The following is a 17,581-nucleotide window of genomic DNA, read 5'->3' as shown; positions in this document are numbered from 1 at the left end:
CACCAAGTCCCCTGAGCACGCTATTTCCCCCATTTTTCGTGGAAATAGGTCCCCGAGTCGGAATTATCGAGTTGACGTGGCACAATGGTCCGCATGACCGGACCAGGAGTACGACTTGTGGCGCGTCGCCACGTCGACTTCAAGCGCGTGTGCAGTTCCACGTGTCTGCACTGCTGTTGCTGTTGATCTTCAACTGATCAACAAGCCTTCCCCGCTCATCTCCACCTGTTTCCCCAGCCTTCAGCGTTTCCGCTGCCTGCTTGGTGAGCACATCTGCCGGCCGCAAGCCTTTCGAGCCCGAGGACAGCCCCCTCACTCGACACGGTCCGGTGCACCCCGATCGGACAGAGTCACAATGCTGCAGCGTTTGCGTGCCTCGTGCCTGATCAACACCGCCGAAGATCCAGGAGTTCATCGATGACGTCGACAACCGACGCCGCCCCGACTGCCGATTCGGCAGCGCCCGCCGAGGCACGGCCCGCTCGCGCTGCTCGCCCCACGAAGCAGCGCGCCGAAGGTCAGTGGGCCCTCGGATACCGCGAGCCGCTCAACGCAAACGAGCAGGCCAAGAAGGACGACAACCCGCTCAACGTGCGCGCGCGCATCGAGAACATCTACTCGAAGCAGGGTTTCGACAGCATCGACAAGAGCGACCTGCGCGGCCGCATGCGGTGGTGGGGCCTCTACACCCAGCGTGAACAGGGATACGACGGCACCTTCACCGGCGACGAGAACCTCGATCTCCTCGAGGCCAAGTACTTCATGATGCGAGTGCGCTGCGACGCCGGCGCTCTCAACGTCGAGCAACTGCGCACCATCGCCGGTATCTCGAAGGAGTTCGGCCGCAACACCGCAGACCTCTCCGACCGTGAGAACGTTCAGTTCCACTGGATCGAGATCGAGAACGTCCCGGAGATCTGGAAGCGTCTCGAAGACGTCGGACTCAAGACCACCGAAGCCTGCGGTGACTGCCCCCGCGTTGTCCTCGGTTCTCCCCTGGCCGGCGAATCGTTCGACGAGGTCCTCGATCCCACTCCGGCGATCGACGAGATCGTGCGCCGCTACATCGGCGACCCCAAGTACTCCAACCTGCCCCGCAAGTTCAAGACCGCCATCTCCGGTCAGCAGGATGTTGTTCACGAGATCAACGACATCGCCTTCATCGGCGTGAACCACCCCGAGCACGGCCCGGGCCTCGACCTCTGGGTCGGCGGCGGACTGTCCACCAACCCGATGCTCGCGCAACGCGTCGGCGCCTGGATTCCGCTCGACGAGGTTCCCGACGTCTGGGAAGGTGTTGTCTCGATCTTCCGCGACTACGGCTACCGTCGTCTGCGCGCGAAGGCCCGGCTCAAGTTCCTCATCAAGGACTGGGGCATCGAGAAGTTCCGCGAAGTTCTCGAGACCGAGTACCTCAAGCGTCCGCTCATCGACGGTCCCGCACCGGAGAAGCCCACGCGCCCGATCGATCACGTCGGCATCCAGAAGACCCGAAACGGCCTCAATGCAGTCGGTTTCGCGCCGATCGCCGGCCGCGTGTCCGGCGATATCCTGGCGCAGGTCGCCGACGCGGCAGAGAAGGCCGGCAGCGACCGGATCCGCTTCACCCCGTACCAGAAGCTCATCATTCTCGACGTTGCAGACAACACCCTCGAGCCGCTGATCGCCGACCTCGACGCACTGGGCCTTCCCGCCCGTCCGTCGCACTGGCGCAAGAACCTCATGGCCTGCTCCGGCATCGAGTTCTGCAAGCTCTCGTTTGCCGAGACCCGCAAGCGCTCGCAGGTTCTCGTTCCGGAACTCGAAGAACGTCTGGCCGACATCAACAGCCAGCTCGACGTGCCGATCACCATCAACATCAACGGCTGCCCCAACTCGTGCGCCCGCTCGCAGGTCGCGGACATCGGCTTCAAGGGCCAGCTCGTCGACGACGGTGACGGGAATCAAGTGGAGGGTTTCCAGGTTCACCTGGGAGGCAGCCTCGGATTCGACAGCGCCTTCGGACGCAAGCTGCGCCAGCACAAGGTCACCAGCGTCGAGATGGGTGACTACATCGACCGCGTCGTACGTCAGTTCGCGAAGAACCGCAACGAAGGTGAGCGGTTCGCCGAATGGGCAGTGCGAGCAGACGAAGGAGATTTGCGATGACAGTGGACATTTCGCGAGCAACCGTCGACGAGCTTCGGGCGATCGCCGAACGCGGTGCCGTAGAACTCGACGGAGCCAGCGCGCAGGAACTGTTGCAGTGGACCGAGGACACGTTCGGCGACTCGTACATCGTTGCATCGAATATGCAGGATGGAGTGCTGGTTCACCTTGCCGCACAGGTACATCCGGGCGTCGACGTACTTTTCCTCGACACCGGCTACCACTTCCCCGAGACCATCGGCACGCGTGACGCTGTCGAGCAGGTGTACGGCGTCAACGTCATCAACGCTCGCGCATTGGCAAGCGTCGGTGAGCAGGACATCGCGGAGGGCAAGGACCTCTTCGCCCGCGATCCCAACCGTTGCTGCGCACTTCGCAAGGTCGCGCCGCTCAAGCAGACGTTGTCCGGCTACAGCGCCTGGGTTACCGGCATCCGCCGCGTCGAAGCTCCTACTCGCGCCAACGCTCCGCTGATCTCCTTCGACGAGGGCTTCGGACTCGTCAAGATCAATCCGATCGCTCCGTGGTCGGACGAGGAGATGCAGAACTACATCGACACCCATTCCATCCTCGTCAATCCGCTTGTCGACGAGGGCTATCCATCCATCGGCTGCGCGCCCTGCACCAGCAAGCCAGCCCCCGGCAGCGATCCGCGTAGCGGTCGTTGGGCCGGTGCCTCCAAGACAGAATGCGGGTTGCACGCATCATGACAGTTGACTTGACACTTTCACGTCCTCAGCTCGACGGCACACAGTTCGATACTCTCGACGCCCTCGAGTCCGAAGCGATCCACATCTTCCGAGAGGTGGCCGGCGAGTTCGAACGCCCGGTCATCCTGTTCTCGGGCGGCAAGGACTCCACGGTGCTTCTGCACCTGGCGATCAAGGCCTTCTGGCCTGCACCGCTGCCATTCACGCTGCTGCACGTCGACACCGGCCACAACCTGCAGGAAGTCCTCGACTTCCGTGACCACGTCGTGGCGAAGTACAACCTGCGCCTGCACGTGGCCAGCGTCGAGGAGTACATCGCGGACGGTCGCCTCACCGAGCGTCCCGACGGTATCCGCAACCCGCTGCAGACCGTTCCGTTGCTGGACGCGATCTCCGAGAACCGCTTCGACGCCGTCTTCGGTGGCGCTCGCCGCGACGAAGAGCGGGCCCGCGCCAAGGAGCGAATCTTCTCCTTGCGCAACGCTTTCGGCCAGTGGGATCCCAAGAAGCAGCGCCCGGAACTGTGGAACCTGTACAACGGTCGCCACTCCCCCGGCGAGCAGGTCCGCGTCTTCCCGCTCAGCAACTTCACCGAGCTCGATATCTGGCGTTACATCGCCCGCGACAACGTCGAACTCGCCAGCATCTACTACGCCCACCAGCGTCCGGTGTACCAGCGCGACGGCATGTGGATGACCCCCGGCGTCTGGGGCGGACCGGCCGAAGGCGAAGAGCTGCAGACCCTTTCGGTGCGTTACCGCACCGTCGGCGACGGTTCGACCACCGGTGCTGTTCTCTCCGATGCAGCCGACAATGAAGCCATCCTGGCCGAGGTTGCGGCATCACGTTTGACCGAGCGCGGCGCGACCCGCGGCGACGACCGAGTTTCCGAAGCGGCCATGGAAGACCGCAAGCGAGAGGGCTATTTCTGATCATGAGCGACTTGCTGAGACTGGCAACTGCCGGCAGCGTCGATGACGGAAAGTCCACCCTCGTGGGCCGCCTGTTGTACGACACCAAATCCGTTCTCGCCGACCAGATCGACGCCGTGACCCGCGCGTCGGTGGACCGCGGCCTCGATACCCCTGACCTCTCGCTCTTGGTCGACGGTCTGCGCGCCGAGCGTGAGCAGGGCATCACGATCGACGTGGCGTACCGCTACTTCGCGACCCCCAAGCGCACGTTCGTGCTGGCCGATACACCGGGCCACGTGCAGTACACCCGCAACACGGTCTCCGGAGCGTCGACGGCTCAGCTCGTGATCCTGCTGGTCGATGCCCGCAAGGGTGTCATCGCGCAGACTCGTAGGCACGCAGCGGTTCTCGCCTTGCTCGGTGTCCCGAAGCTCGTTCTCGCCGTGAACAAGATCGACCTCGTCGAGAACCCCGAAGAGGTCTTCACCTCGATCTCCGCAGAGTTCAACGAACTCACCAGCTCACTGGGCTGGGCAAGCGAAGACGTCGTCGAGATCCCGGTGTCGGCTCTGCACGGCGACAACGTCGCCATCCGCTCGGACAAGACCCCGTACTACACCGGCCCCACGCTGATCGAGCACCTCGAGTCGATTCCGGTCGACGCCGAGCCGCACCGCGTCGGCCTGCGATTCCCGGTTCAGTACGTGATCCGCCCGCGCACCGCGGAGTTCCTCGACTACCGCGGATATGCCGGCCAGGTTGCTGCCGGTTCCGTCGTGCCAGGAGACGAAGTGGTGATCCTGCCTTCGGGTACGCGCACCACCGTCGTCCGGATCGACACCGCCGACGGTGAACTGGATGTCGCTCACGCCGGGCGCAGCGTCACGCTGATCCTGGCCGACGACGTCGACGTCTCCCGCGGCGACACCATCGCGTCGCCGTCGGACGCACCCGAGCCCATCGGCGAATTCGACGCCACCGTCTGCTGGCTGGCCGAGAAGCCGCTTCGCCCCGGTGCACGCTTGCTGCTCAAGCACGGCACGCGCACGACGCAGGCCATCGTCGGCAGCTTGGTGGAGCGCTTCAACGAGCAGGATCTCACCACGGATCAGGGCCCGGAAACACTCGAGCTCAACGAGATCGGCAAGATCTCGATCCGGGTAGCCGAGCCGATCGTGGCCGACGACTACGCCGTCAACCGCCACACGGGCAGCTTTCTGTTGATCGATCCCGCTGGTGGAAACACTCTCGCAGCCGGCCTGGTCGGCGACGTCATTTCCGCTGTCGAATTGGGCGAGCGCGTCTAAGAAGATGGTTCCGCTCATTGCTGTTGCACACGGAAGCCGTGATCCCCGTTCCGCTCGGGCGATCACGGCTGCCGTGGCGGCTCTTCGTGAAGCCCAGCCAGGTCTCGATGTCCGGCTGGCGTTTCTCGATCTCAATGCGCCGTCCATCGATCAGGTCCTTGACGGTGTTGCACACGACGGCCACACTCACGCCGTTGTTGTTCCGATGTTGCTGGGCCACGCTTTCCACGCCCGCGTCGACCTGCCCGGACTCCTCGCAGCGGCCACACTGCGCCACCCGCAGTTGACCGTGACCCAAGCCGAGGTACTGGGTCGTGACGATCGATTGATCGAGGCGCTGCGGGAGCGAATTCTCGAAGCCGGTGCGCATCCCGACGATCCGTCGGTGGGTGTAGCGGTTGCCGCGGTCGGCTCGTCCGACGCGGAAGCCAACTCCGCAACTGCCGAGATTCCCGGCGCCCTCGCTACCGGAACGAAGTGGTCCGGTGTTCGAGTCTGTTTTGCCACCTCGGCGCAGCCCAGCGTGGGGGCCGCAATTTCCGCACTCCGCGAAGGCGGCGCCAACCGCATAGTTGTTGCGCCATGGTTTCTTGCACCCGGCCTTCTGACCGATCGCCTCAGTGCTGCCGCAACTACCGCTTTCGACGGCACGGTTTTTGCAGACACCATCGGTGCCCACGCCCTGCTGATCGAGACGATGATCGACCGATACAACGCCGCTGCTGAAACTCTTCCCGGCCGGTTGATTCGCTCCGCCTGAGCAATTTCACAGGCCGTTATCAGATTGTTACCGTACTGTTGGTTCCACCAACCAGTTGGGAGCAAGACGATCACTCACAATTTCCGTCTCGGCACCGCCGGCGTCGCCTGGGTCCTGTCCGTCCTGTATCTACTGGTCGAGATCCTCACAGCCGGCGCCTGGAAGACTCCCTACAGTTTTGCGCGTGATTCCATCAGTTCGCTGGGCGTCACAACCTGCAGCACCGATTCGTGTTCACCGCTACACGACGTGATGAATGCCGCGTTCATGGTCCTCGGCGCCCTCACCATTCTCGGAGCAGCGTTGCTGCACAAGTACATTCCGGACGGTCGCACGAAGAAATGGATACTGGGACTGGCAGTCGTCGTGGCCTTGAGTACCGCTGCCACCGGAATGTTCCCCGCCAACGACGGCACCTTCGTTCACTGGACTGCAGTCCTGCCCGGATTTGTCGCCCGCCACGCCGTCCTCGTGCTTCTCGCCGTCGCGTTCTGGAACCACCAGCGGTGGATCGCAGTGTGGTCAGGCCTGTGCGCGGCAACAGGACTCGTCGGTGCTGTCCTTCTCCTCGGCCGAACCCTCACCTTCGGACTCGGTGAACGTCTCACGCTCTACCCGCTTCCCATGTGGATGGCCGTCACAGGCGTCGCAGCGATCCTCGCCCTGATGCGCAGAACCGTTCTGAAAAACGTCGACATGACACTTCTCGGTAACGGATTCATCACTGCCCTGCTGTCATTGCGGCCACGTCGATCGCTGCCCCCGGTCTCCACCGACGTGCTTGCCCGGCGGGCAAAGGCTTCCGTGTAGCGAACCCGAGGCGAGCAGGGACACACTGGAAGGAGGCGACGCGAGGAGACTCCCATGACCAGTGCATCTGTTCGACACGGAATCGTGGCCGGAATCGACGGCTCCCCCGGTGCGGTGAACGCTGCGCGATGGGCGGCGTCTGCGGCCCGGAAATTCGACGAGCCCCTACGCCTGACACATGTGCTGCGCGGACAACCGGATTTCAGCGAAGGCGGCGCCGTGACCGACGAAGAGATGTTCGATCGTCACGTCCGTACCGAAGGTGCGAAGTTGGTCGAGGAGGCCGAGAACGCCATTCGTGACGACCACACCGACGTCACCATCGAGCGTGTATTCGTCTCCGGTACCACGGCGGCCGCGCTCGTCGAACTCTCGAAAACCGCACGAATCCTCTCGCTCGGACAAGCCGGAACCACCGAGATGCAGTCGGTGTTTCTGGGATCCGACACGATCAGAGTGGTGAACCGCGCCCATTGCCCGGTGACCGTCTTCCGCGGCAGCAGCGACCACGCCACCACCGACACCAGGCCCATCGTCGTCGGTATCGACGGCAGCAAACTCAGCGAACTCGCCACCGGCCACGCCTTCGAGTTTGCGGCGTTTCTCGGTGTGCCCCTCGTTGCCGTCCACACCTGGAACGAACACGCCTCGCTCGGGGGCTACTCGGAAGCGCGGCGGTTCACCGATTGGGGTCCGTACGAGGAGCACGAGAACGCGCTGCTCTCCGAATGCCTCGCCGGCTGGACCGAGAAGTACCCCGAGGTCGAGGTCACTCGCAGCGTGCAGAGAAGTGGGCCGATGAAGGCGCTTCTCGAACATTCAGCCGAGGCTCAACTTGTTGTCGTGGGAAGCCACGGTCGAAGCCCGTTCATGGCCTCGATCGTGGGATCCACCAGTCAGAGCCTCATTCACCACGCCCAGTGCCCGGTGATGGTGTGCCGCGAGGGGTGAGAAACCGCGTCACACCTGGCCGACGAGGCTCACAACCGTCGGAGAGTCCACCGGCTCTTCCGGAAGGTCCGGAACCCGAGTCGCACGGGCGTACACCGTCTCGCCGGCTTCCAAATGCAGGGCAGCACTGTCTCCGCGCGTGACCTGAGCTGAGAACAGCTCCCCCGTCGCTTCGTTGCGCAGGTCCACACGAACCTCGAAGCCCAGGTACACCACACGTTCGACTGTTGCCCGGGTGACGCCGAGCGATTCTGCGGTTCCGGCTTCCTGAGCGAGAGCCATGCTGGGGTCGCGGCCGAGCCGGATGTCGTGCGGGCGTACCAACTGGCCGTTGAGCTTGGCGACAGATCCGAGGAAGGACATCACAAAATCGTTGGCCGGACGATCGTAGAGGTCGGCAGGTTCACCGATCTGCTCGATCCGTCCCTTGTTCAGCACAGCGATGCGATCCGCGACATCGAGGGCTTCTTCCTGGTCGTGGGTGACCAGAACCGTCGTGACATGCACTTCGTCGTGCAACCGGCGGAGCCATGTGCGCAGGTCTGCGCGAACTTTCGCGTCCAGCGCGCCAAAAGGCTCGTCGAGCAGCAGCACCTGCGGATCGACGGCAAGGGCACGCGCCAATGCCATCCGCTGACGCTGACCACCGGAAAGCTGTGCCGGATAACGATGCTGGAAGCCGTCGAGGCCGACGATCTCCAGAAGTTCGTTGACTTTCTTCTCGATCTCCGGCTTCGGACGCTTACGGATCTTGAGACCGAACGCGACGTTGTCGCGAACCGTCATGTGCTTGAACGCGGCGTAATGCTGGAACACGAACCCGATGTCACGCTTCTGCGGGGAGACGCCGGTGACGTCCTTTCCCGCAATCGTGATGGTGCCGGAATCGAGTTGCTCGAGACCCGCGATCGACCGCAATAGCGTCGACTTGCCAGAGCCACTCGGCCCGAGCAGTGCGGTCAGGGAACCGGACGGGATGTTGACGGACACGTCATCGAGCGCCGCGAAGTCACCGTAGTTCTTGCGCGCCCCGGTCACTGTGATCATGTGTTGCTCCTCTTGCGGTCCAGCAGCGTCATCAGCAACAGGACAATGATGGCGATGCCCATCAGCAGAGTGGCTGCCGAATACGCACCAAAGGTGTTGTGATCGTCGATGTATCGCGAATGCACGAGCAAGGTCAACGTCTGGGATACCCCGGGGAAGCCCGACGACACCATGATGACAGCTCCGAATTCACCGAGAGAGCGGGCAACGGTCAACACGATTCCGTAGGTCAAGCCCCACCGAATCGCGGGCAACGTGATGCGCCAGAACGTCTGCCACCCCGAAGCACCGAGCGTCGCCGCGGCCTGCTCCTGCTCGTCACCGATCTCGTGCAGGACGGGTTCGACCTCACGGACGACAAACGGCAACGTGACGAAGATGGTTGCGAGCACCATGCCAGGCAATCCGAAGATCACCTTGAATCCCAAGGACTCGATTCCGCCGAACCATCCGTTTGCGCCCCACAGCAGGATCAGCGACACACCGACCACAACAGGCGAGACCGCAAACGGCAGGTCGACGACGGACTGCAAAACACCGCGACCGGGAAAACGCCCGCGCACCAAGGCAAGTGCGGTGACAATTCCGAAGATCACGTTGATCGGTACCACGATCACCACGATGAGCAGCGACAGATTCAGTGCCGAAATCGCCGCAGGCGTCGTGATCGAGTCGATGAACGCGCCGATCCCGTTCTCGAACGTGCGCGTCAAGATCACGCCGATCGGCACCACAAGAAGAACGAACAGGTACAGCAGCGCGACGGACCGCAGTCCGATCCGCGATTTAGTGGAAATGTTCATCAGCCGCGTTCCTCACGTCGTTGACCCCGAGAAGAGAAGAGACGCAGCACGAACAGCGTCACGAACGCGATGAGCAGCAAGGCCACCGACACCGCAGCAGCATTGGTCGGACGATCGATTTCGATCTGCTGCTGAATGTACTGCGACGTCACCTGCGTCACGCGCGGAATGTTGCCGCCGATGAGAACCACGGAACCGTACTCACCGATCGCTCGCGCAAACGCCAGGCCGGCTCCTGAAATCACGGCAGGAGCCAGCGTCGGCAACACAACGGAACGGAAGATCGTCCAGTTGGACGCGCCCAAAGACGCTGCCGCTTCCTCGACTTCACGATCGACCTCCATCAGAACCGGCTGCACCGAACGCACGACAAACGGCAGCGTCACGAATGCCAGCGCGACGATCAGGCCGGGCTGGGTTGCGTTGAGGTGAATGTCGATCGGTGACTGCGGCCCGTACAGCGACAGCAGCACGATCGACGCCACGATGGTCGGCAACGCAAACGGCAGGTCGATCATCGCGTTCACAATTCGCTTGCCCGGGAACTCGTCTCGCACAAGCACCCACGCGATGATCGTGCCCATCACGACGTTGATCAACGCCACGACGATCGAGGCGAACAGCGTCACCCGCAACGACGCCAGCGCGACCGGTGCGGTGATGGCGTCCCAGAACCCGGCGATACCGTCGTCGAAAGCGGTGACGGTCAGCGCCGCGAGCGGCAGCAGGACGATGATGGAAAGCCAGAGTGTGGCCACGCCGATGCCGAGTGGCCCGACGCTTCCCGTGACCCGCGCGAGTTTGGGTTTGCGGGTCACGGGTGTGCGTTCAATGGTGTCGGTCACGGCAGTCTTACTTGGTTGCGTTGTCGTAGATTACGGCGATGGAACCGGTGTCCTTGGTGAACAGTGTGGAGTCGACGGTCTTCCAGCCACCCAGATCCGTGATGGTCCACAGCTTCGTGGGCTCCGGGAACTTGTCGGTGAACTCGGCGGCAACCGCGGGATCAACCGGGCGGAATCCTGCTTCGGCCCACAGCTTCTGGCCTTCGGTGGTGTAGAGGTAATCCTTGAACGCCGTTGCCTGATCCAGAACCTTGCTGTTCGACAACACAGCGACCGGATTCTCGATCTTGAACGTCGTCGGCGGGGTGACGTGCTCGACCGGATCTCCGTTGCCCTCGATGAACAGTGCTTCGTTCTCGTAGCTGATCAGAACGTCGCCGCTGCCCTGCAAGAAGGCTTCCGATGCTTCGCGGCCCGACTTCGGCTGGATCTTGACGTGGTCGTTGACGAGCGCGGTGATGTAGTCGAGGCCGGCCTGCGGGTTCTTGCCGCCGTCACTCTTTGCCGCGTACGGCGCCAACAGGTTCCACTTGGCCGAGCCCGAACTGAACGGGTTCGGGGTGACAACCTCGAGGCCGGGCTGGAGCAGGTCGTCCCAGTCCTTGATGCCCTTCGGGTTTCCGGGACGCGTCACGATGGTGACAACCGATCCGAACGGAATTCCGTTGTAGGCGTCCTGATTCCAGTTCTTGTCCACCAGGCCCGCGTCGACGAGGCGAGTGATGTCGGGCTCGACGGAGAAGTTGACGAAGTCGGCTTCCGCGCCGTCCTTCACCTTGCGCGACTGGTCGCCGGAGGCGCCGTACGACGGGTTGAACGCAACGTTCTTCCCGTCTTCCGTCTCCTGGAAGGCGGGAATCAGCTTGTCGAAGCCGGGCTTCGGGACCGCGTAGGCAAACAGGTTGATCGTGCCGGCGCTACCGTCGCTGGCAACCGTATCGGCGCCGACGGTATCGCTCGAGCCACCGCTGCACGCTGTGAGTACCACGGCCCCCATGGTCGCGATAGCAGTGAGGAGTGTGCGGGAACGGCGTTTCATTGCAGATACCTTCCGAGAGGGCTGACAGAAAAGGGCTGACACAGCGTGAAAGTCCGAGACCTCTGGGGCTGAATCCATCGGAATGTTCGGACATGAAGAGCCGACGGGGCTTTAAGATGCCCATGGTCGGGGGCGCGAACTACGCGCAGAAGAGTTCGAGCGGGGCGCACGTGCGCCACCGAGGAATTCGAACTACAGGGAAATCAACAACAGGCGACGTCAGCGACGTCAAGCATGCCGACAGCGATCAACGCCAACTGGTGGCGGATCTGGGGAGCTGCTGCTTCGGACACGTCGAGGACTCTAGCAGAGCATTCCGGCGGTCTCGAATCGAATCTCTAACGAGTGAGAAGCCACGCCACGATACAAAGAAGGATCAGGGCGATCAGTGCAAGAGTGACCCGTGAGCGGGGCATCAGTTTTCCTCGACTTCTCTGAAAGATTTCTCGGGGGTTTTCTCGGAGATTGCCGCTGGGGTGCGTCGTAGCCACTCGAAGACCGGCGACGACAGCACTGCTGACAATCCACGATCCAGACCGATCGCGATGCCGGCACACAGTGGAACAACAACGGCAAGGACCAACACGACCTGTGGGATGAAGGGAAGGCCGGCAATCCACAGCTCCACGCCGTCCCACCAACCCGCAATTCGCTCCACGCTCATCACCCTATCGTTCGCCGCCGCGGGCACCGAACGACTGTGGAGTGGACGTGCCTCAGATCTGGCCGGACAATGTCCGAATGAGTGTCGACGACGAAGTAATGCAGGCCGTCCCCTCCACCACGGCAGGCCACCACCGAAGCACCTTCCCACCCATCGACGACTACGCATTTCTGTCCGACTGCGAGACATCCTGCTTGATCGCCCGGAACGGATCAGTGGAGTGGATGTGCGTCCCGCGTCCCGACTCTCCGAGCGTCTTCGGCGCGATCCTGGATCGCAGTGCAGGGCACTTCCGGATCGGCCCGTACGGCCAGAACGTTCCGGCAGCTCGCCGCTACCTTCCCGGCGGGCTCATTCTCGAGACCACCTGGCAGACCGAGACGGGATGGCTGGTCGTGCGCGACGCGTTGGTTCTCGGCCCGTGGCACAACGTCGACAAGCGTTCCAGCACTCATCGGCGCACACCCACCGACTGGGATGCAGAACACATCCTGCTCCGCACTGTGAAGTGCGTCAGCGGCACCGTCGAACTCGAAATGAGCTGCGAACCGGCCTTCGATTACCACCGGGGGGCGGCAATCTGGGAGTACACCGGCAAGGTGTACGAGGAAGCGACGGCCACGTGCCATTCCTCGCGGCCCGGCGATCATCCGTCACTGCGCCTCACCACCGATCTGCGCCTCGGACTCGAGGGGCGCGAAGCCCGTGCCCGCACCCGGTTGATCGAGGGCGACAACGCGTTCGTCGCACTGTCGTGGTCCGAACTGCCGTCGCCGCAGACCTTCGACGAAGCCGCCGAGATGATGTGGCAGACCGCAAAATCGTGGCGGGAATGGGTCACCATCGGCAAGTTCCCCGACCATCCGTGGCGGGCCTACCTCCAGCGCAGCGCACTCACCCTCAAGGGGCTCACCTACGCCCCCACCGGCGCCCTCCTTGCCGCCTCCACGACATCACTCCCGGAAACACCTGGCGGAGAACGTAACTGGGACTACCGCTACGCGTGGGTTCGCGATTCCACCTTCGCACTCTGGGGCCTCTACACCCTCGGACTGGACCGCGAGGCCAACGATTTCTTCAACTTCATCTACGACGTCTCCAGTTCCGACCACGGGAAACCACACCCGTTGCAAGTCATGTACGGCATCGGCGGTGAGCGAACCCTCGAGGAGTCCGAACTGAGCCACCTGTCCGGCTACGACGGTGCCCGGCCGGTACGGATCGGCAACGGCGCGTTCGACCAGAAACAGCACGACATCTGGGGCACCATGCTCGACTCGGTGTATCTCCACATCCGCACCCGCGAGCGTGTCCCCGAAGCATTGTGGCCGCTCCTCAAGCGGCAGGTCGAGGAAGCCATCAAGCATTGGCGTCAACCCGACCGCGGGATCTGGGAAGTGCGCGGCGAACCGCAACACTTCACGTCGTCGAAGATCATGTGCTGGGTTGCTCTCGACCGCGGCGCCAAGCTCGCAGAAATGCAGGGCGAGAAGAGCTTTGCGCAGCAGTGGTCCGCCATTGCCGACGAGATCAAAGAGGATATCCTCGCTCACGGCGTCGACTCTCGTGGTGTGCTCACCCAGCGATACGGCCACAATTCACTCGACGCGTCGCTGCTTCTCGCGCCGCTCCTGCGTTTCCTCCCGGCCGACGATCCCCGTATCCGGGCAACCGTGCTTGCCATCGCCGACGAACTCACCGAAGAAGGCCTGGTTCTGCGCTATCGCGTCGAAACCACCGACGACGGATTGAGCGGCGAGGAAGGCACATTCACCATCTGTTCGTTCTGGTTGGTCTCGGCGTTGGTCGAAATCGGCGAACTCGAGCGCGCGAAGCACCTGTGTGAGCGTCTACTCGGATTTGCCAGCCCGCTCAAGCTCTACGCCGAGGAGATCGACGCACACACCGGCCGTCATCTCGGAAACTTCCCGCAGGCGTTCACCCACCTGGCATTGATCAACGCCGTGGTGCACGTGATCCGCGCCGAGGAGGCCGCCGAAGCCGGCGCATTCCAGCCTGCGCACAACGCGACGTAAGTCCCCTGCTGTGCGCCTTTCTCAACCGCCCGCGGTCAAGAAAGGCGCACAGCAGATAGGTGGCGCTCCGCATCCGCGCCGATCCGCCGAACCACGTCACCGGCGGGGTGAGTTCCATGCACGAGTCCCACCGCTTCTCCGGCATACACGACGCCGTTGTTCGGATCGGACGGGTCGTACGCCTTTGCGAGAGTGCCCTCATCGGCATCGACGCCGTCCCACGCTGCCGTGAAGTCGTTGGCGATGGCTCGGCCACCCCAACGCTGCGGCCACGGCTGACTGCGCGCTCGGTCGAACACGGACGTGTAGACGGTGTCCGCACTCCCGGCTTCGACGACGCGATCACGCGCGTAATCCGGGCCGACAGTTTCGGGGCTGGCGAGCAACGCGGTCCCGATCATCACGCCCTCCGCGCCGGCAGCAAGAACCGCGGCCAGACCGCGCCCGGTCCCGATCCCACCCGCAGCGAGCACCGGCAGCGAGGTTGCTTCGAGGATCTCCTGCAGCAGCGGGAGAGTTCCGATGCGGCCGGTGTGCCCGCCGGCCTCACCGCCCTGCGCGATGACGGCGTCCACTCCCGCGGCCTCGACAACGCGGAGGTCTTCGAGCGTATTGATCTGTGACACAACGGGAATCCCGGCATCGTGGATGCGGCCGACATAGGCGGCGGGATCACCGAACGACAAGGTGATCATGGTCGGTTTGACCGCTATCGCGGTGTCGAGCATCAATTCGTTCTCGGGCAGTGACCACGTCATGAGCCCGACACCGAATTTCCCGCCGATCGAGCGAGCCACGTCGGCTTCGGCCTCGATCCACTCGGGTGTGTTGTACCTGGCCGCCCCCAGCAGACCCAGCCCACCGGCAGCGGAGACCGCGCCGGCGAGAGCGCCACCGGCCCGCCCACCCATGGGTGCCCCGAGTACCGGGATCTCGATTCCGAATTCTCGGGACAACCAGGTGGTGATCATGCGCTCCTACTTCTTGGGCTTCTCGCCGACCGATTCGGATGTCAGTGCTGCCACGAATGCTTCCTGCGGAACCTCGACGCGGCCGATGGTCTTCATCCGCTTCTTGCCTTCCTTCTGCTTCTCGAGCAGCTTGCGCTTACGGCTGATGTCGCCGCCGTAGCACTTGGCAAGGACGTCCTTGCGGATTGCGCGAATGTTCTCGCGCGAGATGATCTTCGCGCCGATCGCGGCCTGGATCGGAACTTCGAACTGCTGACGCGGGATGAGCTCGCGCAGCTTCGATGTCATCCGGCCACCGTAGGCACCGGCGTTGGAGCGGTGAACGATCGAGGAGAACGCGTCGACGGCCTCGCCCTGCAGCAGAATATCGACCTTCACCAGGTCTGCCTGCTGCTCGCCGGCCTCTTCGTAGTCGAGGCTGGCGTAGCCCTTGGTGCGGGACTTGAGCGCGTCGAAGAAGTCGAACATGATCTCGCCCATGGGCAATTCGTAGCGCAGTTCGACGCGGGTCTCCGACAGGTAGTCCATGCCGCCGAGCTCACCACGACGCGACTGGCACAGCTCCATGATGGCGCCGACGTACTCGCTCGGCGCGATGACGGTGCACTTGGCGACCGGCTCGTACACTTCACGAACCTTGCCTTCAGGCCAGTACGACGGGTTGGTGACGATGACCTCGGACCCGTCTTCCATCACGACGCGGTACACGACGTTGGGCGCCGTGGAAATCAGTTCGAGACCGAACTCGCGCTCGAGACGGTCACGGGTGATTTCCATATGCAGCAGTCCCAGGAAGCCGCAGCGGAAACCGAATCCCAGAGCAACCGATGTCTCGGGCTCGTATGCCAGGGCCGCGTCGTTGAGGCGAAGCTTGTCCAGAGCGTCGCGCAGAACGGGGTAGTCCGAGCCGTCCATCGGGTACAGACCCGAGTAGACCATCGGCTTGGGATCGCGGTAGCCGACGAGCGGTTGTGTGGCGCCGTTGCGCGTGGTGGTGACGGTGTCGCCGACTCGCGACTGACGAACGTCCTTCACACCCGTGATGAGATAGCCCACCTCGCCGACACCCAGGCCGATACTGGCCTTCGGCTCGGGCGAGATGATGCCGACCTCGAGCAGTTCGTGCGTGGTGCCGGTGGACATCATCGTGATCTTCTCGCGCGGACGGATCCGGCCGTCGACAACACGCACGTACGTGACCACGCCGCGATACGCGTCGTAGACCGAGTCGAAGATCATCGCGCGAGCCGGACCGTCGGCATCACCGACCGGTGCGGGAATCTGCACGATTACTTCGTCGAGCAGTTCCTTGACGCCCATGCCGGTCTTACCCGAGACGCGCAGGACATCGCCGGGTTCACAGCCGGTGATATGCGCAATTTCCTCGGCATAGCGGTCGGGATCGGCAGCCGGGAGGTCGATCTTGTTGAGGACGGGAATGATCTTGAGATCCTTCTCCATCGCCAGGTACAGGTTGGCCAGCGTCTGAGCTTCGATGCCCTGAGCTGCGTCGACCAGCAGGATCGCGCCTTCACACGCTTCGAGCGCACGCGAGACCTCGTACGTGAAGTCGACGTGGCCGGGGGTGTCGATGAGGTGGAGGACAAACTCTTCACCGTTGACAGTCCAGGGCAGGCGCACATTCTGGGCCTTGATGGTGATGCCACGTTCGCGCTCGATGTCCATGCGGTCCAGATACTGCGCGCGCATCGCCCGCTCTTCGACCACGCCGGTGAGCTGCAGCATGCGGTCTGCCAGCGTCGACTTACCGTGGTCGATGTGCGCAATGATGCAGAAGTTCCGGATCTGCGCAGGATCCGTGAACGTCTTGTCGGCGAAGCTGCTGATGGGAGACCCCTTAATCGGACCGGCACCGGCCCGGATCCGGGCCACTGTCAACCCTTAGGATATCCAAGTCTCACCGCCGCCGCGCCAGCGGTTCCCGCACAGAGCACTCGGGTGTGCCCGCACCAAGCGCTCAGGGTTCCCGCGCACCATGCGATTATGCTCGGTCGCCATGGCAAGCATGTGGAAGCAGCTCGGCAGAACCCTCGGTAACTTCGCTCTGGACAAGGGCCCGACACTGCTACGCCAACTGCAGTCGTCGAACGCGTCGACGGGCACGTCCGGCCGACCGGTCGCGGCGCGCACCGTCCCCACCGCGCATCGCGCCCGCAAGGTCGAATACTCCCCCGATCTCGACGGCAAAGCCGATCCCGGCGAGATCGTCTGGACCTGGGTCGCCTACGAAGAGGACCCGACGCAGGGCAAGGACCGCCCGGTTCTGGTTGTCGGCCGAGACGGGGACACACTCCTGGGCTTGATGCTGTCGTCGCAGAGCAAGCGCAACGGCGAGCGAGATTGGGTCGCCATCGAGTCCGGCCCGTGGGACAGCGAAGGCCGCCCAAGTTGGATCAGGTTGGATCGTGTTCTCGACGTCCCGGAAGCCGGTATTCGCCGCGAAGGAGCCGTCATGGACCGTAAGAAGTTCGAGCTGGTGGCCACAAAACTTCGGGCCGACTTCAGCTGGAGCTGAAGCCGACCCGAAGGACAAAGCACTACCGAAATCGCTCAAC

The 17,581-nt window shown here is 63.3% G+C and carries 17 protein-coding genes; 9 read left to right on the top strand and 8 right to left on the bottom strand.

Annotation, left to right across the window (positions count from 1 at the left end; translation table 11 throughout):
• The first annotated feature begins 417 nt into the window (after window positions 1-417).
• From C7T36_RS17855 to C7T36_RS17825, 7 genes are all read left to right on the top strand, one after another.
• Entirely contained in the window at window positions 418-2,148 is a 1,731-nt protein-coding gene (locus C7T36_RS17855) for a nitrite/sulfite reductase (protein WP_033232972.1), read from the top strand.
• On the top strand, window positions 2,145-2,858 hold the full coding sequence (locus tag C7T36_RS17850) for a phosphoadenylyl-sulfate reductase (protein WP_045066981.1): 714 nt from the start codon (window positions 2,145-2,147) through the stop codon (window positions 2,856-2,858). Before C7T36_RS17855 ends, C7T36_RS17850 begins: the two co-directional genes overlap by 4 nt.
• Complete coding sequence (gene cysD, locus C7T36_RS17845; RefSeq protein ID WP_033233176.1) at window positions 2,855-3,790, top strand: sulfate adenylyltransferase subunit CysD; 936 nt, start codon at window positions 2,855-2,857, stop codon at window positions 3,788-3,790. The genes C7T36_RS17850 and cysD overlap by 4 nt, the downstream gene beginning before the upstream one ends.
• A 2-nt stretch (window positions 3,791-3,792) precedes the next feature.
• A complete protein-coding gene (locus C7T36_RS17840) occupies window positions 3,793-5,079 on the top strand; it encodes a sulfate adenylyltransferase subunit 1 (RefSeq protein ID WP_033232967.1) in 1,287 nt (428 codons plus the stop codon).
• 4 nt (window positions 5,080-5,083) lie between these two features.
• On the top strand, window positions 5,084-5,839 hold the full coding sequence (locus C7T36_RS17835; protein ID WP_033232965.1) for a sirohydrochlorin chelatase: 756 nt from the start codon (window positions 5,084-5,086) through the stop codon (window positions 5,837-5,839).
• 114 nt (window positions 5,840-5,953) lie between these two features.
• The gene (locus C7T36_RS17830) at window positions 5,954-6,649 is read left to right on the top strand and encodes a DUF998 domain-containing protein (RefSeq protein WP_239654745.1); all 696 of its coding nucleotides are present in this window, start codon (window positions 5,954-5,956) and stop codon (window positions 6,647-6,649) included.
• 54 nt (window positions 6,650-6,703) lie between these two features.
• A complete protein-coding gene (locus C7T36_RS17825; RefSeq protein WP_045066976.1) occupies window positions 6,704-7,600 on the top strand; it encodes a universal stress protein in 897 nt (298 codons plus the stop codon).
• 9 nt (window positions 7,601-7,609) lie between these two features.
• Here the strand turns inward: C7T36_RS17825 and C7T36_RS17820 are convergent, their stop codons facing one another.
• The 6 genes from C7T36_RS17820 to C7T36_RS17800 all read right to left on the bottom strand — a co-directional run bounded on the left by C7T36_RS17820 (window position 7,610) and on the right by C7T36_RS17800 (window position 11,992).
• Window positions 7,610-8,647: a sulfate/molybdate ABC transporter ATP-binding protein gene (locus C7T36_RS17820; RefSeq protein WP_033232961.1), complete on the bottom strand. Its 1,038-nt coding sequence runs from the start codon at window positions 8,645-8,647 to the stop codon at window positions 7,610-7,612.
• The gene (gene cysW / locus C7T36_RS17815) at window positions 8,644-9,450 is read right to left on the bottom strand and encodes a sulfate ABC transporter permease subunit CysW (protein WP_033232959.1); all 807 of its coding nucleotides are present in this window, start codon (window positions 9,448-9,450) and stop codon (window positions 8,644-8,646) included. Before cysW ends, C7T36_RS17820 begins: the two co-directional genes overlap by 4 nt.
• A complete protein-coding gene (cysT, locus tag C7T36_RS17810) occupies window positions 9,450-10,295 on the bottom strand; it encodes a sulfate ABC transporter permease subunit CysT (RefSeq protein ID WP_033232957.1) in 846 nt (281 codons plus the stop codon). The genes cysW and cysT overlap by 1 nt, the downstream gene beginning before the upstream one ends.
• 7 nt (window positions 10,296-10,302) lie before the next feature.
• Window positions 10,303-11,334, bottom strand: a complete 1,032-nt coding sequence (locus C7T36_RS17805) for a sulfate ABC transporter substrate-binding protein (protein WP_045066974.1) — start codon at window positions 11,332-11,334, stop codon at window positions 10,303-10,305.
• A 203-nt stretch (window positions 11,335-11,537) separates the two neighbouring features.
• Window positions 11,538-11,627, bottom strand: coding sequence for an Ms4533A family Cys-rich leader peptide (locus C7T36_RS30790; protein WP_309599224.1), 90 nt, complete (start codon window positions 11,625-11,627; stop codon window positions 11,538-11,540).
• 122 nt (window positions 11,628-11,749) lie between these two features.
• Window positions 11,750-11,992: a hypothetical protein gene (locus tag C7T36_RS17800; RefSeq protein WP_033233174.1), complete on the bottom strand. Its 243-nt coding sequence runs from the start codon at window positions 11,990-11,992 to the stop codon at window positions 11,750-11,752.
• 83 nt (window positions 11,993-12,075) lie between these two features.
• Between C7T36_RS17800 and C7T36_RS17795 the strand changes: the two genes are divergently transcribed.
• A complete protein-coding gene (locus C7T36_RS17795; RefSeq protein ID WP_045067892.1) occupies window positions 12,076-14,034 on the top strand; it encodes a glycoside hydrolase family 15 protein in 1,959 nt (652 codons plus the stop codon).
• Window positions 14,035-14,069: 35 nt separating this feature from the next.
• On the opposite strand, the gene C7T36_RS17790 is transcribed toward C7T36_RS17795, so the two are convergent.
• Both C7T36_RS17790 and lepA read right to left on the bottom strand, forming a co-directional pair.
• A complete protein-coding gene (locus tag C7T36_RS17790; protein WP_045066971.1) occupies window positions 14,070-15,005 on the bottom strand; it encodes a nitronate monooxygenase family protein in 936 nt (311 codons plus the stop codon).
• Window positions 15,006-15,011: 6 nt separating this feature from the next.
• Window positions 15,012-16,904 (bottom strand): translation elongation factor 4, encoded by a 1,893-nt coding sequence (lepA, locus tag C7T36_RS17785; protein ID WP_033232951.1) that lies wholly within the window; start codon window positions 16,902-16,904, stop codon window positions 15,012-15,014.
• Window positions 16,905-17,022: 118 nt separating this feature from the next.
• On the opposite strand from lepA, the gene C7T36_RS17780 reads away from it, so the two are divergent.
• Entirely contained in the window at window positions 17,023-17,541 is a 519-nt protein-coding gene (locus C7T36_RS17780) for a type II toxin-antitoxin system PemK/MazF family toxin (protein WP_106939766.1), read from the top strand.
• The last annotated feature ends 40 nt before the right edge of the window (window positions 17,542-17,581 follow it).

The organism is Rhodococcus sp. AD45-ID (assembly GCF_003023755.1).
In the GTDB taxonomy this organism is placed as follows: domain Bacteria; phylum Actinomycetota; class Actinomycetes; order Mycobacteriales; family Mycobacteriaceae; genus Rhodococcus_F; species Rhodococcus_F globerula.
Note: the sequence above shows the minus strand (reverse complement) of the source record. Positions and strands in the feature narration are given on the sequence as shown.